This window comes from Flavobacterium sp. Leaf82, from assembly GCF_001422725.1.
In the GTDB taxonomy this organism is placed as follows: Bacteria; Bacteroidota; Bacteroidia; order Flavobacteriales; family Flavobacteriaceae; genus Flavobacterium.
Map to the genome: position 1 here is coordinate 85,461 of NZ_LMMA01000002.1, position 20,181 is coordinate 105,641.

Annotated in this window: 10 protein-coding genes; 6 read left to right on the top strand and 4 right to left on the bottom strand. The window is 33.1% G+C overall.

Annotated features, from left to right (window positions below):
* The first annotated feature begins 115 nt into the window (after positions 1–115).
* The 4 genes from rpoB to ASF10_RS04020 all read left to right on the top strand — a co-directional run bounded on the left by rpoB (position 116) and on the right by ASF10_RS04020 (position 9,942).
* Positions 116–3,928, top strand: a complete 3,813-nt coding sequence (gene rpoB, locus ASF10_RS04005) for a DNA-directed RNA polymerase subunit beta (protein WP_056245759.1) — start codon at positions 116–118, stop codon at positions 3,926–3,928.
* Between the two features lie 272 nt (positions 3,929–4,200).
* The gene (rpoC, locus tag ASF10_RS04010) at positions 4,201–8,511 is read left to right on the top strand and encodes a DNA-directed RNA polymerase subunit beta' (protein WP_056245761.1); all 4,311 of its coding nucleotides are present in this window, start codon (positions 4,201–4,203) and stop codon (positions 8,509–8,511) included.
* A gap of 11 nt (positions 8,512–8,522) precedes the next feature.
* Positions 8,523–8,831, top strand: coding sequence for a DUF3467 domain-containing protein (locus tag ASF10_RS04015; RefSeq protein ID WP_056245763.1), 309 nt, complete (start codon positions 8,523–8,525; stop codon positions 8,829–8,831).
* A 379-nt stretch (positions 8,832–9,210) separates the two neighbouring features.
* Positions 9,211–9,942, top strand: coding sequence for a hypothetical protein (locus ASF10_RS04020; protein WP_056245766.1), 732 nt, complete (start codon positions 9,211–9,213; stop codon positions 9,940–9,942).
* 88 nt (positions 9,943–10,030) lie between these two features.
* Here ASF10_RS04020 and ASF10_RS04025 read toward each other — a convergent pair whose 3' ends face one another.
* Both ASF10_RS04025 and ASF10_RS04030 read right to left on the bottom strand, forming a co-directional pair.
* Positions 10,031–11,620, bottom strand: coding sequence for a peptide chain release factor 3 (locus ASF10_RS04025; protein ID WP_056245769.1), 1,590 nt, complete (start codon positions 11,618–11,620; stop codon positions 10,031–10,033).
* 157 nt (positions 11,621–11,777) lie between these two features.
* Positions 11,778–13,217, bottom strand: coding sequence for an alpha-amylase (locus ASF10_RS04030; RefSeq protein WP_056245842.1), 1,440 nt, complete (start codon positions 13,215–13,217; stop codon positions 11,778–11,780).
* Positions 13,218–13,759: 542 nt separating this feature from the next.
* Here ASF10_RS04030 and ASF10_RS04035 point away from each other — a divergent pair.
* Complete coding sequence (locus ASF10_RS04035) at positions 13,760–15,190, top strand: peptidylprolyl isomerase (RefSeq protein WP_056245771.1); 1,431 nt, start codon at positions 13,760–13,762, stop codon at positions 15,188–15,190.
* Positions 15,191–15,268: 78 nt separating this feature from the next.
* Complete coding sequence (locus ASF10_RS04040) at positions 15,269–16,222, top strand: AAA family ATPase (protein ID WP_056245774.1); 954 nt, start codon at positions 15,269–15,271, stop codon at positions 16,220–16,222.
* A 46-nt stretch (positions 16,223–16,268) separates the two neighbouring features.
* Here the strand turns inward: ASF10_RS04040 and xrtN are convergent, their stop codons facing one another.
* Together xrtN and ASF10_RS04050 are read right to left on the bottom strand one after the other, a co-directional pair.
* Positions 16,269–17,510, bottom strand: coding sequence for an exosortase N (xrtN, locus tag ASF10_RS04045; RefSeq protein ID WP_056245777.1), 1,242 nt, complete (start codon positions 17,508–17,510; stop codon positions 16,269–16,271).
* Complete coding sequence (locus ASF10_RS04050) at positions 17,510–20,002, bottom strand: XrtN system VIT domain-containing protein (RefSeq protein ID WP_056245779.1); 2,493 nt, start codon at positions 20,000–20,002, stop codon at positions 17,510–17,512. The genes xrtN and ASF10_RS04050 overlap by 1 nt, the downstream gene beginning before the upstream one ends.
* Positions 20,003–20,181 lie beyond the last annotated feature (179 nt).

Below are 20,181 nucleotides of genomic sequence, written 5' to 3' on the forward strand. Positions count from 1 at the left end.
AACTGTTTTACTGGTTTATTTTTAAAGATGTATTGATTATAATAAGAAAGTATAGATTAAACAGTGTGTGTTTACACAAAAAATTACTTTTTTTTAATCAAAATTTTGTCCATTGATGATAACAAATCAGACTGAAAGATTGAATTTTGCCTCTACAAAAAATATTCCTGACTATCCAGATTTCTTAGATGTTCAGGTTAAATCTTTTAAAGATTTTTTTCAATTAGAAACTAAATCTGATGAAAGAGGCAACGAAGGGTTATACAACACCTTCATGGAAAACTTCCCAATTACAGATACAAGAAATAACTTTGTATTGGAGTTCCTAGATTATTTTGTTGATCCGCCACGTTATACAATTCAAGAATGTATAGAGAGAGGTCTTACTTATAGTGTGCCTTTAAAAGCCAGGTTAAAACTATACTGTACAGATCCAGAACACGAAGATTTTGAAACTATTGTACAAGACGTTTATCTTGGAACAATACCTTATATGACTCCAAGCGGTACTTTTGTTATCAATGGTGCTGAGCGTGTAGTAGTATCTCAACTACACCGTTCTCCTGGGGTTTTCTTTGGTCAATCATTCCACGCAAATGGAACAAAACTTTATTCTGCCAGAGTAATTCCTTTTAAAGGTTCTTGGATAGAATTTTCTACAGATATCAACAGCGTAATGTATGCTTATATCGATAGAAAGAAAAAACTACCGGTTACAACTTTATTCCGTGCAATTGGATTCGAAAGAGATAAGGATATCCTTGAAATTTTCGACCTTGCTGAAGAAATTAAAGTTTCTAAAACAGGTATTAAAAAATATATTGGAAGAAGACTTGCTGCGCGTGTATTGAACACTTGGCACGAGGATTTCGTTGATGAAGATACTGGTGAAGTAGTTTCTATCGAACGTAACGAAATCATCCTTGATCGTGATACAATTATCGATAAAGATAATGTTGAAGAGATCATCGATTCTAACGTTAAATCTATTTTGTTACATAAAGAGGATAATAATCAAGCAGATTATGCTATTATCCACAATACATTACAAAAAGATCCAACAAACTCTGAAAAAGAAGCTGTTGAGCATATCTACAGACAATTGCGTAATGCAGAACCGCCTGATGAAGAAACTGCTCGTGGTATTATAGATAAATTGTTCTTCTCTGATCAACGTTATAACTTAGGTGAAGTTGGTCGTTATAGAATGAACAAAAAACTTGGTTTAGATATCCCAATGGAAAAGCAAGTGCTTACCAAAGAAGATATCATTACCATTGTAAAATATTTGATTGAATTGATCAACTCTAAAGCAGAGATTGATGATATTGATCACTTATCAAACCGTCGTGTTAGAACAGTTGGAGAACAATTGTCTCAACAATTCGGTGTTGGTTTAGCGCGTATGGCTAGAACTATCCGTGAGAGAATGAACGTTAGAGATAACGAGGTGTTTACACCAATTGATTTGATTAATGCTAAAACATTATCATCAGTTATCAACTCTTTCTTTGGTACTAATCAGTTATCTCAATTTATGGATCAAACGAATCCATTGGCTGAGATTACACACAAAAGAAGACTTTCTGCCCTTGGACCTGGTGGACTTTCGAGAGAGAGAGCTGGATTTGAGGTTCGTGACGTTCACTATACACACTATGGTCGTTTATGTCCGATTGAAACTCCAGAGGGACCAAACATTGGTTTGATTTCATCTCTTGGTGTTTATGCAAAAGTTAACGGAATGGGTTTCATTGAAACTCCTTACCGTAAAGTTACAGATGGTGTAGTTGATTTAGAAAGTACTCCTATCTATTTAAGTGCAGAAGAAGAAGAAGGAAAAATGATTGCTCAGGCAAACATTGAAATGGATGCTTCAGGTAAAATTACAGCAAGCAATGTTATTGCTCGTGAGGAAGGTGACTTCCCTGTTGTTGAGCCATCTGCAGTACATTATACAGACGTTGCTCCTAACCAGATTGCTTCGATTTCGGCTTCATTGATTCCTTTCTTGGAGCATGATGATGCGAATAGAGCCTTGATGGGATCTAACATGATGCGTCAGGCGGTTCCTTTGATCCGTCCTGAAGCACCAATCGTTGGTACAGGTTTAGAGCGTCAAGTAGCTTCAGATTCTAGAGTATTGATTAATGCTGAAGGAGATGGAACTGTAGAATATGTTGATGCAAATATCATTACTATCAAATACGACCGTACCGAAGATGAAAGAATGGTTAGTTTTGATGCTGATGAAAAAACATACAACTTAATTAAATTTAGAAAAACCAATCAAGGAACAAGTATCAACTTGAAACCAATCGTAAGAAAAGGTGACAGAGTTATTCTTGGCCAAGTATTATCAGAAGGATATGCTACTCAAAATGGTGAATTAGCTTTAGGTAGAAACTTAAAAGTTGCGTTCATGCCATGGAAAGGGTATAACTTTGAGGATGCGATTGTAATTTCTGAAAAAGTAGTTCGTGATGATATTTTTACTTCTATCCACGTTGATGATTATTCATTAGAGGTTAGAGATACTAAGTTAGGAAATGAAGAGTTAACAAACGATATTCCTAACGTTTCTGAAGAAGCTACTAAAGATTTAGATGAAAACGGTATGATTAGAATTGGAGCAGAGGTTAAACCTGGCGACATTCTTATCGGAAAAATTACACCAAAAGGAGAATCAGATCCGACTCCGGAAGAGAAATTGCTTCGTGCAATCTTCGGGGATAAAGCAGGAGATGTAAAAGATGCTTCATTAAAAGCTTCTCCATCTTTACATGGTGTAGTTCTTGACAAAAAATTATTTGCAAGAGCCGTAAAAGATAAACGTAAACGTACTCAGGATAAAGATGCTTTAGGCGCTTTAGAAATGGAATTCGAAACTAAATTTGTTGAATTAAAAGACAGATTGGTTGAGAAATTATTCTTGATCGTTAACGGAAAAACATCTCAGGGTGTAATGAATGATTTGGGTGAAGAAGTTTTACCAAAAGGTAAAAAATATACTCAAAAAATGCTTTACGCAGTAGAAGATTTTGCTCACTTAAGCAAAGGTCAATGGGTTGCTGATGACGCTACAAATAAAATGGTTAATGATTTAATTCATAACTATAAAATTAAGCTGAATGACTTACAAGGATCTTTAAGAAGAGAAAAATTCACTATTACAGTTGGAGATGAATTACCATCTGGAATCTTGAAATTAGCGAAAATTTATATCGCTAAAAAACGTAAACTGAAAGTAGGGGATAAAATGGCAGGACGTCACGGTAACAAAGGTATTGTTGCAAGAATCGTTCGTCATGAAGATATGCCTTTCCTTGAAGACGGAACACCGGTTGATATCGTATTGAATCCACTTGGGGTACCTTCACGTATGAACATTGGTCAGATTTATGAGACTGTTCTTGGATGGGCTGGTCAAAATTTAGGTAGAAAATTTGCTACTCCAATTTTTGACGGTGCTTCTTTAGATCAAATCAATGCTTTGACTGATGAAGCTGGAGTACCACGTTTCGGACATACACACCTTTATGATGGTGGTACTGGAGAGCGTTTCCATCAAGCTGCAACTGTGGGTGTAATTTACATGCTTAAATTAGGACACATGGTTGATGATAAGATGCACGCACGTTCTATCGGCCCATACTCGTTGATTACTCAACAACCACTTGGAGGTAAAGCTCAATTTGGAGGTCAGCGTTTCGGAGAGATGGAGGTTTGGGCACTTGAAGCTTATGGAGCATCAAGTACACTACGTGAAATCTTAACTGTTAAGTCGGATGACGTTATTGGTAGAGCTAAAACTTACGAAGCTATCGTTAAGGGAGAGTCTATGCCAGAACCAGGATTACCAGAATCATTCAATGTATTAATGCATGAATTAAAAGGTCTTGGACTTGATATTCGTTTAGAAGAATAAATAAAGTTTTCAGTTACAGTCTCAGTATTCAGTTCACACTGAAAGCTGAGACTGAAGCTGTTTATTAAAATAAAGTTTTTAGGATTTATACCCGTAACCCGTTCCGATTTTTTATTTAAAGCCTTATGGTTTTGTAATTAGCACTTCAAAATTGACGTTTGAAGTTTAGAGAAGTAATCCGTGGTAGTGACTTGATGGTTTTACTCTTTTTTAAAGAGAAGGTTATAAGTTAAAATCAATTTTTAATTGCAGATAAATCAATAGTAAAAACTATGATGAATAATAGAAATAATAATAAAGATAAAAATCCAGTTAAAAGATTTAATAAAATCTCAATTGGATTGGCTTCACCTGAATCTATCTTGAAAGAATCAAGAGGAGAGGTTTTGAAACCAGAAACTATCAACTACAGAACGCACAAACCAGAACGTGACGGACTTTTCTGTGAAAGAATCTTCGGACCTGTTAAGGATTTTGAGTGTGCTTGTGGTAAATATAAAAGAATTCGTTACAAAGGTATCATCTGTGACCGTTGTGGTGTTGAAGTTACTGAGAAAAAAGTACGTCGTGACAGAGTAGGACACATCAACCTTGTTGTGCCAATTGCTCACATCTGGTACTTCCGTTCTCTTCCAAACAAAATTGGTTATATCCTTGGTCTTCCATCTAAGAAATTAGATATGATCATTTACTACGAAAGATATGTAGTAATTCAAGCAGGTATTGCTAAAAATGCAGATGGAGAATCATTACAAAGATTAGATTTCTTAACTGAAGAAGAATATTTGAATATTTTAGATACTCTTCCGCAAGAAAATCAATATTTAGATGATATGGATCCTAATAAATTTGTTGCCAAAATGGGAGCAGAGTGTATTATGGATTTATTAGCACGTATCGACTTAGATGAGTTGTCTTACCAATTGAGACACAGTGCTAATAACGAAACATCTAAACAACGTAAAACTGAAGCTTTAAAAAGATTACAAGTTGTTGAGTCTTTCCGTGAGTCTAACTTAAACCGCGAAAACCGTCCTGAGTGGATGATTATGAAAGTGGTTCCTGTTATTCCACCAGAATTACGTCCGCTTGTGCCACTTGATGGAGGTCGTTTTGCAACTTCAGATTTAAATGACTTATACCGTCGTGTAATTATTCGTAACAACCGTTTGAAAAGATTAATGGAGATTAAAGCTCCAGAAGTTATCTTAAGAAACGAGAAACGTATGTTACAGGAATCTGTAGATTCATTATTTGACAACACGCGTAAAGCTTCTGCTGTTAAAACAGAATCAAACAGACCATTAAAATCATTATCTGATTCCTTAAAAGGTAAGCAAGGACGTTTCCGTCAAAACTTACTTGGAAAACGTGTGGATTATTCTGCTCGTTCGGTAATTGTTGTTGGTCCTGAATTAAAATTATTCGAATGTGGATTGCCAAAAGATATGGCATCTGAGTTATACAAACCTTTCGTTATCCGTAAATTGATTGAAAGAGGTATTGTTAAAACAGTAAAATCTGCTAAGAAAATCATAGACAAAAAAGAGCCTGTAGTTTGGGATATCCTTGAAAATGTAATTAAAGGTCACCCAGTATTACTTAACCGTGCTCCTACGTTACACAGACTTGGTATTCAAGCTTTCCAACCAAAATTAATTGAAGGAAAAGCGATCCAATTGCACCCATTAGTATGTACGGCTTTCAACGCCGATTTTGATGGGGATCAGATGGCAGTTCACTTGCCATTAGGACCAGAGGCTATTTTAGAGGCACAATTATTAATGTTGGCTTCTCACAATATCTTGAATCCTGCAAATGGTGCTCCAATTACTGTACCTTCTCAGGATATGGTCTTGGGTCTATATTATATGACCAAAGAACGTATCTCTACACCAGAACACATAATTTTAGGTCAAGACTTAACTTTCTATTCTGCTGAAGAAGTAAACATTGCATTAAACGAAGGTAGATTAGAATTGAATGCTCGTGTAAGAATCAGAGCAAAAGATTTTAATGAAGCTGGAGAGTTAGTGTATAAAATCATACAAACAACTGCAGGACGTGTATTATTTAACGAAGTAGTACCTGAAGCAGCTGGATATATCAATGATGTATTGACTAAGAAAAACCTTAGAGATATTATTGGACACATTTTAAGTGTGACTAATGTACCTACTACTGCTGCTTTCTTGGACAATATGAAAGATATGGGTTATAAATTCGCATTTAGAGGAGGTTTATCATTCTCTCTTGGTGATATTAGAATTCCAGAACAAAAAACTAAATTAATTGCAGATGCCAGAGAACAAGTTGAAGGTATTTCTGTGAATTATAACATGGGTCTTATTACCAATAACGAACGTTACAACCAAGTTATTGACGTATGGACTTCAGCAAATGCGCAGTTAACAGAATTAGCAATGAAAAACATTAGAGAAGACCAACAAGGTTTCAACTCTGTATATATGATGCTTGACTCTGGGGCGAGGGGTTCTAAGGAACAGATTCGTCAGTTAACTGGTATGCGTGGTTTGATGGCTAAGCCTAAAAAATCTACTGCTGGTGGTGGTGAGATTATTGAAAACCCGATTCTTTCTAACTTTAAAGAAGGTCTTTCGATCCTTGAGTACTTTATCTCTACTCACGGTGCTCGTAAAGGACTTGCGGATACGGCTCTTAAAACTGCCGATGCCGGATACTTAACAAGAAGGCTTCATGACGTATCACAAGATGTTATTGTTAACATCGAAGATTGTGGAACATTAAGAGGTGTTGAAGTTTCTGCTTTGAAGAAAAATGAGGAAATTGTTGAATCTTTAGGAGAAAGAATTTTAGGACGTGTTGCATTGCAAGATGTTATTAATCCTCTTACTAATGAAGTATTAGTTCAATCAGGTCATCAAATTACTGAAGCAATCATGAGAGTTATCGAAGCTTCTCCAATTGAAAGAGTAGAAGTTAGATCTCCATTAACTTGTGAGGCTTTAAAAGGTATTTGTGCTAAATGTTACGGTAGAAACTTAGCTACTGGTAAGATGACACAAAGAGGTGAAGCTGTAGGAGTTATTGCAGCTCAGTCTATTGGTGAGCCAGGTACACAGTTAACACTTCGTACGTTCCACGTTGGAGGGGTTGCCGGAGGTATTTCTGAAGAATCTAGTATTGTTACAAGATTCAACGGTAGACTTGAGATTGAAGATTTAAAAACTGTAAAAGGTGAAGATAGTGAAGGTAATGCGGTAGATATCGTAGTATCACGTTCAACTGAATTAAAATTAGTTGATGAGAAAACTGGAATCGTCTTAAATACACACAATATTCCTTACGGATCTAGTATTTTTGTTAAGGATGGTGAAGTAGTTACTAAAGGATCTGTGATCTGTAAGTGGGATCCATATAATGGTGTAATTGTTTCTGAATTTACTGGTAAGATCGCTTACGAGGATTTAGAGCAAGGACAATCGTTCATGGTTGAAATCGATGAGCAAACAGGATTCCAGGAAAAAGTAATTTCTGAAGCTAGAAATAAAAAATTAATTCCAACTTTATTAGTTTATGGTAAAGAAGGTGAATTGATTCGTTCGTATAACTTACCAGTAGGAGCCCACCTTATGGTTGAGAACGGTGAGAAAATTAAAGCAGGTAAAGTATTAGTAAAAATTCCACGTCGTTCTTCTAAAGCAGGCGATATCACGGGAGGTTTACCAAGAATTACTGAGTTGCTTGAGGCTCGTAACCCTTCAAACCCAGCGGTTGTTTCTGAAATTGACGGTGTTGTTTCTTTTGGAAAAATCAAAAGAGGTAACCGTGAAATTGTTATCGAATCTAAATTTGGTGAGATTAAAAAGTATTTAGTTAAACTTTCCAGCCAAATCTTAGTACAAGAAAATGACTTCGTAAGAGCAGGAGTACCATTGTCTGACGGTGCAATTACACCAGATGACATCTTAAGAATTCAAGGACCAGCTGCTGTTCAACAGTACTTGGTAAATGAAATTCAAGAGGTATACCGTTTACAAGGGGTAAAAATTAATGACAAGCACTTTGAGGTAGTTATTCGTCAAATGATGCGTAAAGTAAGAGTTCAGGATCCAGGAGATACATTATTCTTAGAAGATCAATTAATTCACACTAAAGACTTTATCGTTCAAAATGATAAATTATACGGTATGAAAGTAGTTGAAGACGCTGGAGATTCTGCTGTATTGAAACCAGGTCAGATTATTTCGCCTCGTGATTTACGTGATGAAAACTCATTGTTGAAACGAAATGATAAAAATCTAGTTGTAGCTAGAGACGTAATTACTGCAACTGCGACGCCAGTTTTACAAGGTATTACAAGAGCTTCGCTACAAACTAAATCATTCATCTCTGCTGCTTCTTTCCAGGAAACAACAAAAGTACTTAACGAAGCTGCTGTAGCTGGTAAAGTAGATGATTTAGAAGGATTGAAAGAAAATGTAATTGTTGGACACAGAATTCCTGCAGGAACTGGTATGAGAGAATACGATAACACTATCGTAGGATCTAAAGACGATTACAATGAAATGATGGCTAATAAAGAAGAGTATATCTATTAAATTAGGAAACTATGAGTAATTCGAACCAACAAGAACAAATTAATATTGAGTTAGATGAAACTATCGCAGAAGGAATTTATTCTAACCTTGCGATTATCAATCACTCATCATCAGAATTTGTTTTAGATTTTGTGAGTATTATGCCTGGTATTCCTAAAGCCAAAGTAAAGTCAAGAATTGTCTTGACGCCACAACATGCTAAAAGATTATTAAAAGCAATTGGAGAAAATATTCATCGTTTTGAAGCCGCTCATGGCGAAATCAAAGAGACAGAACAAGCACCAATACCGCTTAATTTTGGTCCTACCGGACAAGCATAAATTATTAAAGTCCCATTTTTTAAATGGGACTTTTTTATTTTTAAAAAGAATTAAATCTTTAAATAATGTATTTAAACTGATTTAGTTTACTTTCATCGACTATATTTCTTGATTATGGTTTATTATTCTAAATTGGTTTCTCCTAATATAAAGGAGAGATTTTTGGAATAAAATAACTTACAAGGTTGGTTAATTCAAATTAAAAAAAAGCGCTAATTTAGATATAGCGCTTTTTTTATGTCGTAATTTTTCTGATTTTTAAATGATTAAAATTAAAAAAAGAAAATAATTTTATTCTCTTCCCAACCTTTTTATTAAAAATGTACTCTATATAAGTAATAAGCATCTGCAAAAAGAGCTTAACTTAAAAAAGTACAATATGAAAAAGAAATTCACCTTAGAAATAGCAAGTCCTTGTTCTGAAAATTTTAATAAAATGATTCCCAATGCAACAGGTTCATTTTGTAATTCATGTGCTAAAAATGTAATCGATTTAAGCAAAAAAACGAATTCTGAAGTAGCTAAATTTATTGCAGAAACAAAAGATACCAATATTTGTGCACGTTTGAGGGTTACACAATTAGAACAGGAGTTTGAACATAATGAAACGTCTAAGATTAATAACCTGAAATACGCAGCAGTAGCCGCATCAATTTTATTAGCTTCAAATGTTTCCGGACAAGAAAAAACACCTATTAAAACTGAAGTAAGTTGTCCAAAACCTAGTAATTATTTAGTGGGGAAAGTTGCGCAGAACAATATTGTTAGACAGGAATTATTGATAACAGTGAAGGGAAAATTGCTAGAAGACATAACACATAAACCATTTGATCGGAAAATGTATCCAAATCTGACTCTTTCAATTAATGGTTCAGAAAAAACATTTAGAATAAATTCTAAAACTGGAGAATTTTCTATTCCTGTAAAAGTTTTCAAAAGCGATAAAACTCTTATCATTACTATTACCGGAGACGATTATTATCTTTCAAAAGAAATACCTTTTGCTATCGAAGCAGTTACTAATAAAGTATTACAAAGAGATATAATTATTGCAGGAGGAGAACTTACCAAAATTATGATTGCCGGAGGATTAGGAATTAACTATAAATAGTATTTTTAAATTTATGAAAATGAAAAAGGCTGTCGAAATTACTTTAGACAGCCTTTTTATATGTGTTTCTTTTAAAGAAAATATAATATTAATCAAATTCTGAAGTAAAGAATAACTTCACACTTGGATATTTATTTTGAGTCATTTGAATCGTAAAATCAGAATCAGCTAAAAATACTAATTGACCGTATTTATCATGAGCTAAGAATTTCTGTTTAATACGTTTGAATTCTTTAAATTCATCATTTTTGGCATCATCAGGTTTTACCCAACACGCTTTATGAACAGGGAAGTTTTCATAAGTACATTTTGCACCATATTCATGCTCTAAACGATACTGAATAACCTCGTATTGAAGTGCTCCAACAGTTCCAATCACTTTACGGTTATTCATTTCTAAAGTAAATAACTGAGCAACACCTTCATCCATCAACTGATCAATACCTTTATCCAATTGTTTGGCTTTCATAGGATCAGCATTATTGATGTATCTAAAGTGCTCCGGAGAGAAACTCGGGATTCCTTTGAAACTCATGATTTCACCTTCGGTTAAAGTATCACCAATTTTAAAGTTTCCGGTATCGTGCAAACCTACGATATCACCAGGATACGAAATATCAACGATTTCTTTTTTCTCAGCGAAAAAAGCATTCGGACTAGAAAATTTTAGATTTTTCTTTTGGCGTACGTGGTAGTAAGGTTTGTTTCTTTCGAAAGTTCCAGAAACAATCTTGATAAAAGCTAAACGGTCTCTATGTTTAGGATCCATATTTGCGTGGATTTTAAACACAAATCCAGTCATTTTTTCTTCGGTAGGATCTACTAAACGAGTTTCAGAATCTTTTGCTCTTGGAGACGGAGCGATTGTAACAAAACAATCTAATAATTCGCGAACTCCAAAATTATTTAAAGCTGAACCAAAAAATACAGGTTGTAATTTTCCGTCTAAATAATCCTGACGATCAAATTTTGGATATACTTCATCAATTAATTCTAATTCTTCACGTAATCTGTCTGCTGGTTTTGGACCAATTATTTTTTCTAATTCTGGACTTTGAACGTCTGAGAAAGCAATTGTTTCTTCAATATTTTTACGACTGTCTCCACTAAAAATATTAATGTTTTGCTCCCATAAATTGTAAATTCCCTGAAAATCATAACCCATTCCAATCGGGAAACTTAAAGGAGTAACCGTTAGACCCAATTTTTGTTCTACTTCATCCATTAAGTCAAAAGCATCTTTTCCTTCACGGTCTAATTTATTGATGAAAACAATCATCGGAATGTTACGCATTCTACAAACAGCTACTAATTTTTCTGTTTGTTCCTCGACCCCTTTTGCAACGTCAATTACGACAATAACGCTATCAACAGCTGTTAAAGTTCTAAAAGTATCTTCGGCAAAATCCTTGTGTCCCGGAGTATCAAGAATGTTGATTTTTTTTTCTTTATAATTAAAAGCAAGTACAGATGTCGAAACCGAAATACCTCTTTGGCGTTCGATCTCCATGAAATCACTCGTTGCTCCTTTTTTAATTTTATTATTTTTTACAGCTCCTGCTTCCTGAATTGCGCCCCCAAATAACAATAACTTCTCTGTTAAAGTTGTTTTACCGGCATCGGGATGCGATATAATTCCAAATGTTCTTCTGCGTTGTATTTCTTTTAAAAAGCTCATATTTCGTATAAATAGGTTGCAAAAGTACTATTAATTACGGCTTAATAAAAATATTCACTTCTTAAATTAGGAAGTCTTTTGTTTTTATTGAAGATAAATTCTAAACAAAAAACAGGGCTGTTTTAGGAGAACAGCCCTGAAAATTATTGTTTTTTAATTATTGGTTAAGCGACCAAACAGAATATCCTTTTGGCGGACATTGAATTTTAACCCATTTATCACCTTGTGTTGTTGGAACCCAAGACGATGCTCCTGTAAAATCTTTGATTTGAGCATTTGCCCAATTCGTCTGAATCCATCTTTCTTGCCAGGAGCTAGAATTATTGATATAAACCACTAATCCCGGATTTCCGTTATATCCATTTCTTCGGGCAACATATTCATCATTATCAGAATATAAAATTGAAGTTGTACCCGTAGCTTTATTATTATGAATCCAGATCAGATTATTTAATTTGTTTTTGTCCAGCCATTCCTCGTAATCTCTATAGAATATTGTTGGATATCCTTCGTGAGTTAAAATATAAGAGTACGCCAGTAATTTGTTCGAAATTTCATCTGTATCATGATTGCTGACAAAAGTCACAGCTTTGTATGGATTTCTTTTCCACATCATGTCGTCATTTAAAAGCGCAAGATTATTTCCGTCAAAAGCATCATTCATTTTATAATAGCACGCAAAATCAAAAACAGAACTATTGGCATTATTAGCCCACCATTCCAGCGTGTTTACATTTGCATCCCAATATTCTCCAACAGAGAATCCGCCAACATTAGCATTCCATGCGTTAACAACCCACGGACCAAAACCTTTTACATAGTCAAATCTCCAGCCATCAAATTTCATCGTGTTTTTATAATACTTACCAACTCCGTCAGCTCTTAGCCATAGCCAATCTTGTACATTAGGAGCAGCATGACATAAATCCGGAAACCCGCCAAAAGCTCCTTCATCATTATTACCATAACTATTTTTATAAAAATCATTGTAAGTACGCTTAAATTTTCCTGAAGCTACTCCCGTAAAATTCGTCCAGGTATTGGTTCCTGTAAACGGATTGGCTTCAGATTGTCCGCCACTGTTATGGTTAAGCACAATATCAGCATATACTTTCATGTTTTCTGTATGCGCATTTGTAATCAAACTTACCAATTCGGTTTTAGAGCCAAATCGGGTTTCAACGGTACCATTTTGGTTGTAATCTCCAAAATCAAAATAATCTGTAGGATCATATCCCATAGAAAAAGCCCCGTTTTGAGCTTTAGAAGCTGGCGGAAGCCAAATTGATCCAATTCCTGCATTTGACCATGCCGTTAATTTGCTGCTTACGGTATTCCACCAATTTCCACCGGCAGGAACATCCCAGTAAAAAGCCTGCATCATGACTCCGCCGCCCGGATTATCAACATATTTACCTGTTGAAGAACTCGAAGTTCCTGTACTAAAAGGTTTTCCGTCATGATGTGTCACATTAATAATTTCAAATTGCTGGCTTTCAGCTTTTGAGTCAGTTTCGATTGTTTCATTTTGTGAGCAAGAATACAAGAATAATGTAGTAATTCCCAGAAGACAAATCTTTACAATAGGTTTTTTCATAATGTAAATTTGGTTAAGGTTAGATAATAAAGTTTTTAAATTCATATTTATCAGTCTTTAAAAAAAGGAATTCGTAATTTTTAGACCTATAATTATCAATTATTAATCTAAAGTATGTGATTTTTAATTCCGTTCGTTTTTATAAGAAAATATTTATACCACGAAAACGTTGTAGTATTAATAACTTTTTTTTATTTGGCTAATACAGAGTAATCTGATACCAAATATTAGAAGTCATATAAAATCTGTTTTTGTACTATTTGTAAAAGGATATTATATGTTTTTTTGTACATGTTTGTCCTTGTGAAAGAAGGCGCTTATAGCAAAAACAATTACGTTCCATATAATTTTTTGTTAATAGTATAGACGATAGTTGTATTATGTAATTGAATTGTTATTTTTGTTCGTTATAAGTTAAAAAGAACTAGATCTTAATTATTTAGTATTTTCATATTAACGAATTGAAAATGCATTTTTAAAATGATTGTAGTTTAAACGAAACTCTAAAGCAAGATCTTTACATTCAAATTAAATTTAAAATAATGTTATTAAAAAAATTACAGTTAAAAACAATTGATTTCAAGTTAGTGTTGACAATGTGTTTTTTATTTTTTTTCACCTCAATTATCTCAGCTCAGGAAATTATTAAAGATACTGTGATTCAAAAGCCAGTTGCGATTCCTTCTGGTCAAAAGCAAAAAATTGATGGTATTATTGCCACCGTTGGAGATTATATTGTTTTAGATTCAGACATTGATAAAGGATATTTAGAGATTTCTGCACAGGGAGGTTCTGTAAAAGATATTACAAGATGCCAAATGCTTGGTAAACTTTTAGAAGATAAACTTTATGCGCATCAGGCAATTCAGGATAGTATTGTGGTTAGTGATGCCGAAGTAAGAAGTATGATGGATGAAAGATTGAATTATATGGTTCAACAAGTTGGAGATATCAATAAGGTTGTTGCATATTATAAAAAGAATTCAGTAGAGGAGTTTAAAACGTATTTTGCAGATATATTAAAAGAACAAAAATTGGCGTCAGAAATGACAAAGAAAATTGTTGATGCCGTAGAGATTACACCAGAAGAAGTTCGTAATTTCTTTAAGAAAATACCAAAAGACGAATTACCAACTTTTGGAGCAGAAATGGAAGTAGCACAAATTGTGGTAGAACCTAAAGTTTCAAAGGAAGATGAACAAAAGGTAATTGACAGATTAAATGCTATTAGAAAAGATGTTCTTGAAGGGTCTAGTTTTGCTACAAAAGCAGTTTTATATTCTCAGGATCCGGGATCTTCGCCAAATGGAGGTTTTTATAAAATGACAAGAAAAACGCCTTTCGTAAAAGAATTTAAAGATGTTGCTTTTAGTTTGGGTGAAGGTGAGGTTTCAGAACCTTTTAAAACGACATTTGGATACCATATTATTATGGTAGATAAAATAAAAGGTCAGGAAGTAGAGTTGCGTCATATTTTGATTGCACCAACTGTTTCTGAGACAGCCTTGAAAGATGCAAAAGACAGAATTACAAATATCAGAAATAAAATAGAAAACAAAGAAATTACCTTTGCTGAAGCTGCAAGAACAGAATCTGATGAAAAAGAAACCAGAGCAAACGGAGGAACTTTAGTAAATCCAAATACTCAGGATACACGTTTTGAGTTGACCAAAATGGATCCAACTTTATACAGCCAGGTTTCTAATTTAAAAGATAATGAAATTTCTCAACCGCTTTTAAATACAGATGATAAAGGAAAAAAAACGTATAAATTAATCACTGTTACCAATAGAATTGATGCACATACTGCTGATTATGCTAAAGATTATACTAAAATTAAAGAATTAGCATTAAAAGAAAAGCAAATTACAACAATTTCGAAATGGTTTGATACAAAAATAAAAGATACTTATATTAAAATTATTGGAGAATATAGAGATTGTAATTTTGTATACAATTGGTTAAAAAAATAATTTTTATTAAATAAATAAAAAGAGTTAGTTTTATGAATTCATAGAACTAACTCTTTTCAATTTAAAAAACATATCTAAATGTCTGACGTAGCAGAAATTCATAAATTAGTTCAAAAAAGAAATGAATTAAAAACCGAAATAGCAAAAATCATTGTAGGCCAGGACGAAGTTGTAGATCAAATTTTACTTTGTATATTTTCCGGAGGACACGCTTTATTAATTGGTGTTCCGGGATTGGCAAAAACCTTAATGATAAACACTTTGGCACAAGCTTTAGGTTTAGATTTTAAAAGAATTCAGTTTACACCGGATTTAATGCCATCTGATATTTTAGGAAGTGAAATTCTCGATGAAAACAGACATTTTAAATTCATCAAAGGTCCAATTTTTTCGAATATTGTTTTAGCAGATGAGATAAACAGAACACCGCCAAAAACGCAGGCAGCTTTACTTGAAGCGATGCAGGAACGTTCAGTTACTATTGCCGGGCAAAATTATAAATTAGATTTGCCTTATTTTGTATTGGCGACCCAAAACCCAATTGAGCAAGAAGGAACTTACCCGTTGCCAGAAGCGCAATTAGACCGTTTTATGTTTGCTATAAAACTGGAATATCCAACTTTTGAAGAAGAAGTTCAGGTAGTTAAACGTACTACATCTGATGTTAAAACTATAATTAATCCGTTGTTTACCGCACAGGAAATTATCGATTTTCAGCATTTGATTCGTAGGATTCCCGTGGCTGATAATGTGATTGAATATGCAGTAACTTTAGTAAGTAAAACGCGTCCGGATAATACATTATCGAATGATTTTGTAAAGAATTATTTAGATTGGGGAGCAGGACCAAGAGCATCACAAAATTTAATTTTGGCTGCAAAAGCGCATGCCGCTTTTAATGGTAAATTTTCACCGGATATTGAAGATGTAAAAGCAGTTGCAACCGGAATATTACGACACAGAATTATTAAAAATTATAAAGCAGATGCTGAAGGAATCACAGAAGAGATTATTATACAAAAGCTGATGTAAATAAAATAAATCAAAAAAGCCTGATACAAATAGTATCAGGCTTTTTTTATATCAATTTTGTGCTGCTGGTTTCATTTATTAATCGAACAGATTTGTTTTGAAAAAGTTTGATTAAAAGTACTTCTACAAGAGACGTGTATTTTTTACCCTCGCATTCGTACCACCAATATGAATAATATTGGGTATTATTTTTCTCCATTTTTACCTGCCATATTTTTTCATTGTCCGAAGAAATGATTTTTGATTCTATAATTTTATAGCCAGTCCCTGTCCAGCAAATTAAAGGATTATGAGATGGAGTTTTAATGTAAGTAAGCTTTTCAGGAGTAGCGATTTTAAAAACTTCATTATTAATCCAGACTCCTTTTTTTATATTGTAAGTAGGATTTAGGTTTTCGAGTAAATCATGTTTTATTTCTCGTTTAATTTCTAAACTCGTAGCGAATACAATTAAACTCCCAGCTATAATTGGCAACAAAACAAAATTAGGAGAAGTTGTATTTACTTTCTCTTCATTTTTTGGTTTAAAAAAACGAATCAAAAAGAGCATGGGCATAACTTGATAAAATGCAAAGCAGAGTAATCCAATCGTATAATGAAGCGTATTCTCCTGAGTACAATCTAATAGAATCAGTGTTATGATCCTGAAATAATTCGAAATAATGTTTAACGCAATAATAATACAGCAAAACAGGAATATTTGTTTAATACTAAAAAGCTTTTGTTGTTTACGTTCTTCTATAGTTAATAAAAAAGCACCAACAAGTAATCCGGTTTTAAACATAGATAATCCCATACAAGCAGTGTCGATGGTAATTTTTGCATTATTGATATAAAAATTCACACCTTCAATTTTAGTAATTGGAAGAAAGTTTTTTAAAGTTAAATAGACACCATTACAAAGTGTTTGTTTAATTTCTACAGTCAAATAATCGAAAAATGTATTAAAAATCGAAGAAAATAAAAAGATGCAGATAAAGGCAATGAATGAAAATTTTCTAGTAATACTATAATATAAGAAACAGACGAATAACGCTAAAGCTAGAAAATGCAAAGATTTGGTATGCAAACGATAGCTTATAAATTCTAATAGAAATATGAATCCTAAAAGAGGATAGTTCATATTAAATGAAGTTTTTCTGCCGCCAATAAGAAACAAAAGGATCGAAAAGACAATCCCGAAAAGATTGCTATCAAGACCAGACAGAACTATATTGGAGTTTAAGACCAATAAGCAAATCAAAATCAGGATAGCAATTGCATTTTTATATTGAAATATAAGCTTCATTAAATAGTTTGCTTTTTATGTTTTCTGTAATAAAAGAAAAGTATCGTAGATCCCAGGATAATTAGCAGCCATTCATGTGGCTCAGGAACAGCTCCGTCATTATTGATAGAAGCATTTCCTAAAGTATCAACGTTTTTCTCTATTCCGTTATTTTTATAATCTGCGTCAGTTTCAAGAACAATCAGCGAGGATATTGGTGTTACAATATTAGCGTCTTTTGCGAGATCTACGTATTGGTTTTGTACCAAAGAATCATTCTGAATTTTAACCTGTTCGTCTAATACTTTTCCAAAAGCATACATTCTGTAAATATGATTTGGCCCTTTACTTTTTACTGTATCCGTTTGCGGACTTTCTGTAATAGCCATATTTGCAGGTTCAATATTTACCGTATTTGTCTCTGTTTTAAATACAACAAACTGATTTTTATTAATGAGTTCCAGACTATTTTTTAAACTAGTCTGATAGTAATCAACATATTTTTGCTCTTTTATGGTTTGCCAAAACGGATTGATGTCAGAAGAGATATTAATTACTTTTAAATTTCTGTCCTTTGTTCCCGTTCTTATTTTCTTTAAATAATTAGAATCTTCAAGTTCTTCAAAATTGGCAGAGAATGTTCCGGATTTTGTAATAATTAAACTGTTTTGAGTTATTTCATAAAGAGGTAGTAAGGAATAATGGAGATCTTCAAATTCTAATTCGATAGCTTTAAAGTTGTCTTTGTTAATCTCTTTCTTTTTCCCGTTTATAATAACAAACAAATTCTTCTTGTTTAATTCTACAAAAGATTCTATTTGTTTCGTAGTCCAGCTGCTATTTAAGTCTAATATAATTTCTGAAGGCTTAAACGGAATAGTCATTTTCTGAATATCCTTAACTTCATAAATTTTATTTTTCCATGCAAATAAATTGGACACTTTCGTTAATGGCATATATGCTTCCCAATCATCTAATCCTTTCGATTGATTGATGTAATATCCCTTATTTAATTCAAAATCTTTACTAGTTTCAATTTTTGTATTTCCTACAGTTTGAATTCTTGATGTCGTTTCAGCATTAGAAATGTTCGGACCTTTTATAGAAAGACTTTGGTATTTCATTTGATTGTCTTCTACTTTTAGCGGAGTTGTAAAACCGCATTTGAAAGTACGTGGCGTGTTGTAATTAATTGGAAAAACCCTAACAACGACTTTATTTCCTTCTTTCCATTGCATTAGAGACGGATCGCGACTTTCTACACCAACAATTTGATTGTACGCAGCTTTAGCTTTTTCTTTTGTAGTCAAAACTCCTTTTCGTTCAATTCCGTTTACCCATAAGGATAACGATGTTGCAACGGAACCTTCCGGTAATTGAAAAGAATAAATAGCTTCACGATCCCTCCAGGAATCTTTTTCGCAAGCAATATTCATTGTAATTTCAGTGTAAGCCAAACGTGCTTCCGGATAAATTTTCACATCTTCTTTAATGCTTTTGGTAAATAAATCTTTGCCACTCCACAATTGCTCTTCAGTTTCTAATCGTTTGTCAAAGTTTGATTTTAGAATGTTTATTTTATCATCATTGTACAAATTAAGGTCTTTGCAAAACAAATAAGCAATAGATATAAATGGGTTATGAATTTTGCGCTCATTATATTGTTTACTGCCAAAGGAATCAAAACCTCTAAAATCAAATATATCGTGAAGCGGAATATATACAATGTCTTTTTTTAGCAGAATTTCATTGAAGAAATTGGGTTTTAAATTCTGTGAAATCGAGATATAATAAGGTAGTTCATTGTTTTGATCAAATGAATTTATTCTGGCAAATTGGGTTATTTTTCTGCTTTCAATATTTAATCCTATAGTAAAGACCGTTAGGCTAATTAATACAACTAAAATACCTCCGCTAAAAGAGACAGCATAATTTTTATACCTGGAAAGATATCGAAGAATTGTACAGGTATGAATGATAACAACAATTGCCGGAACTAAGCCATAAAAACCTAATCCTAAGGCTAAAATTCCGAAGAAAGAGAATGGCATAATTGGTATAAGATATATTGCAAAATATAAGATGAGTAAAAATGATATACCGTTGATGAAAAAGGCAATAGAAGTATTTTTGCTTTCGTCTGAATTGCTGTAGATGAAAAAATTAGAGAGACAAAAAGCCAGAGTTGCAAAGTAGACCCATATTGGAAGGTCATGAAAAACAGGAATAAAAATATTTAAAGAAAAACAGCCAATAAACCAGTTCAGAATCAAGAAAGGGATGAGGTGAATATAATTTTCTTTGTTTCTAAAAAGTATAAAAGAAAGAACGACTCCGTATATAAATTCGAATATGAGACTAAAGAAAGCGATTCCTTGATAGTCATTAAATTCAGATTCTTTACAAAGAAGAGCGCCAATTAAAAACAGACTGCTAAACAGTGTTACGATTAAACTAATTGCTACTCCAGGTTTTTGAGTATAATATTCTAAAATGTCTGATTTGTGTTTCATAGTTGTATTTTTTTAAAAGTACTTTGAGTTGCAAAGTTATAAAAGAATTTGAATTACAAGTTTTTTTATTTCATTTTTTTTGAACTGGAAGAAAATGGATATTGAAGAATTGGTTTCTCAAAAATTAAGAAGAAAAAGAGGTTTTAAAGCGTAACTATATCGTTATAATTGCTTATTTA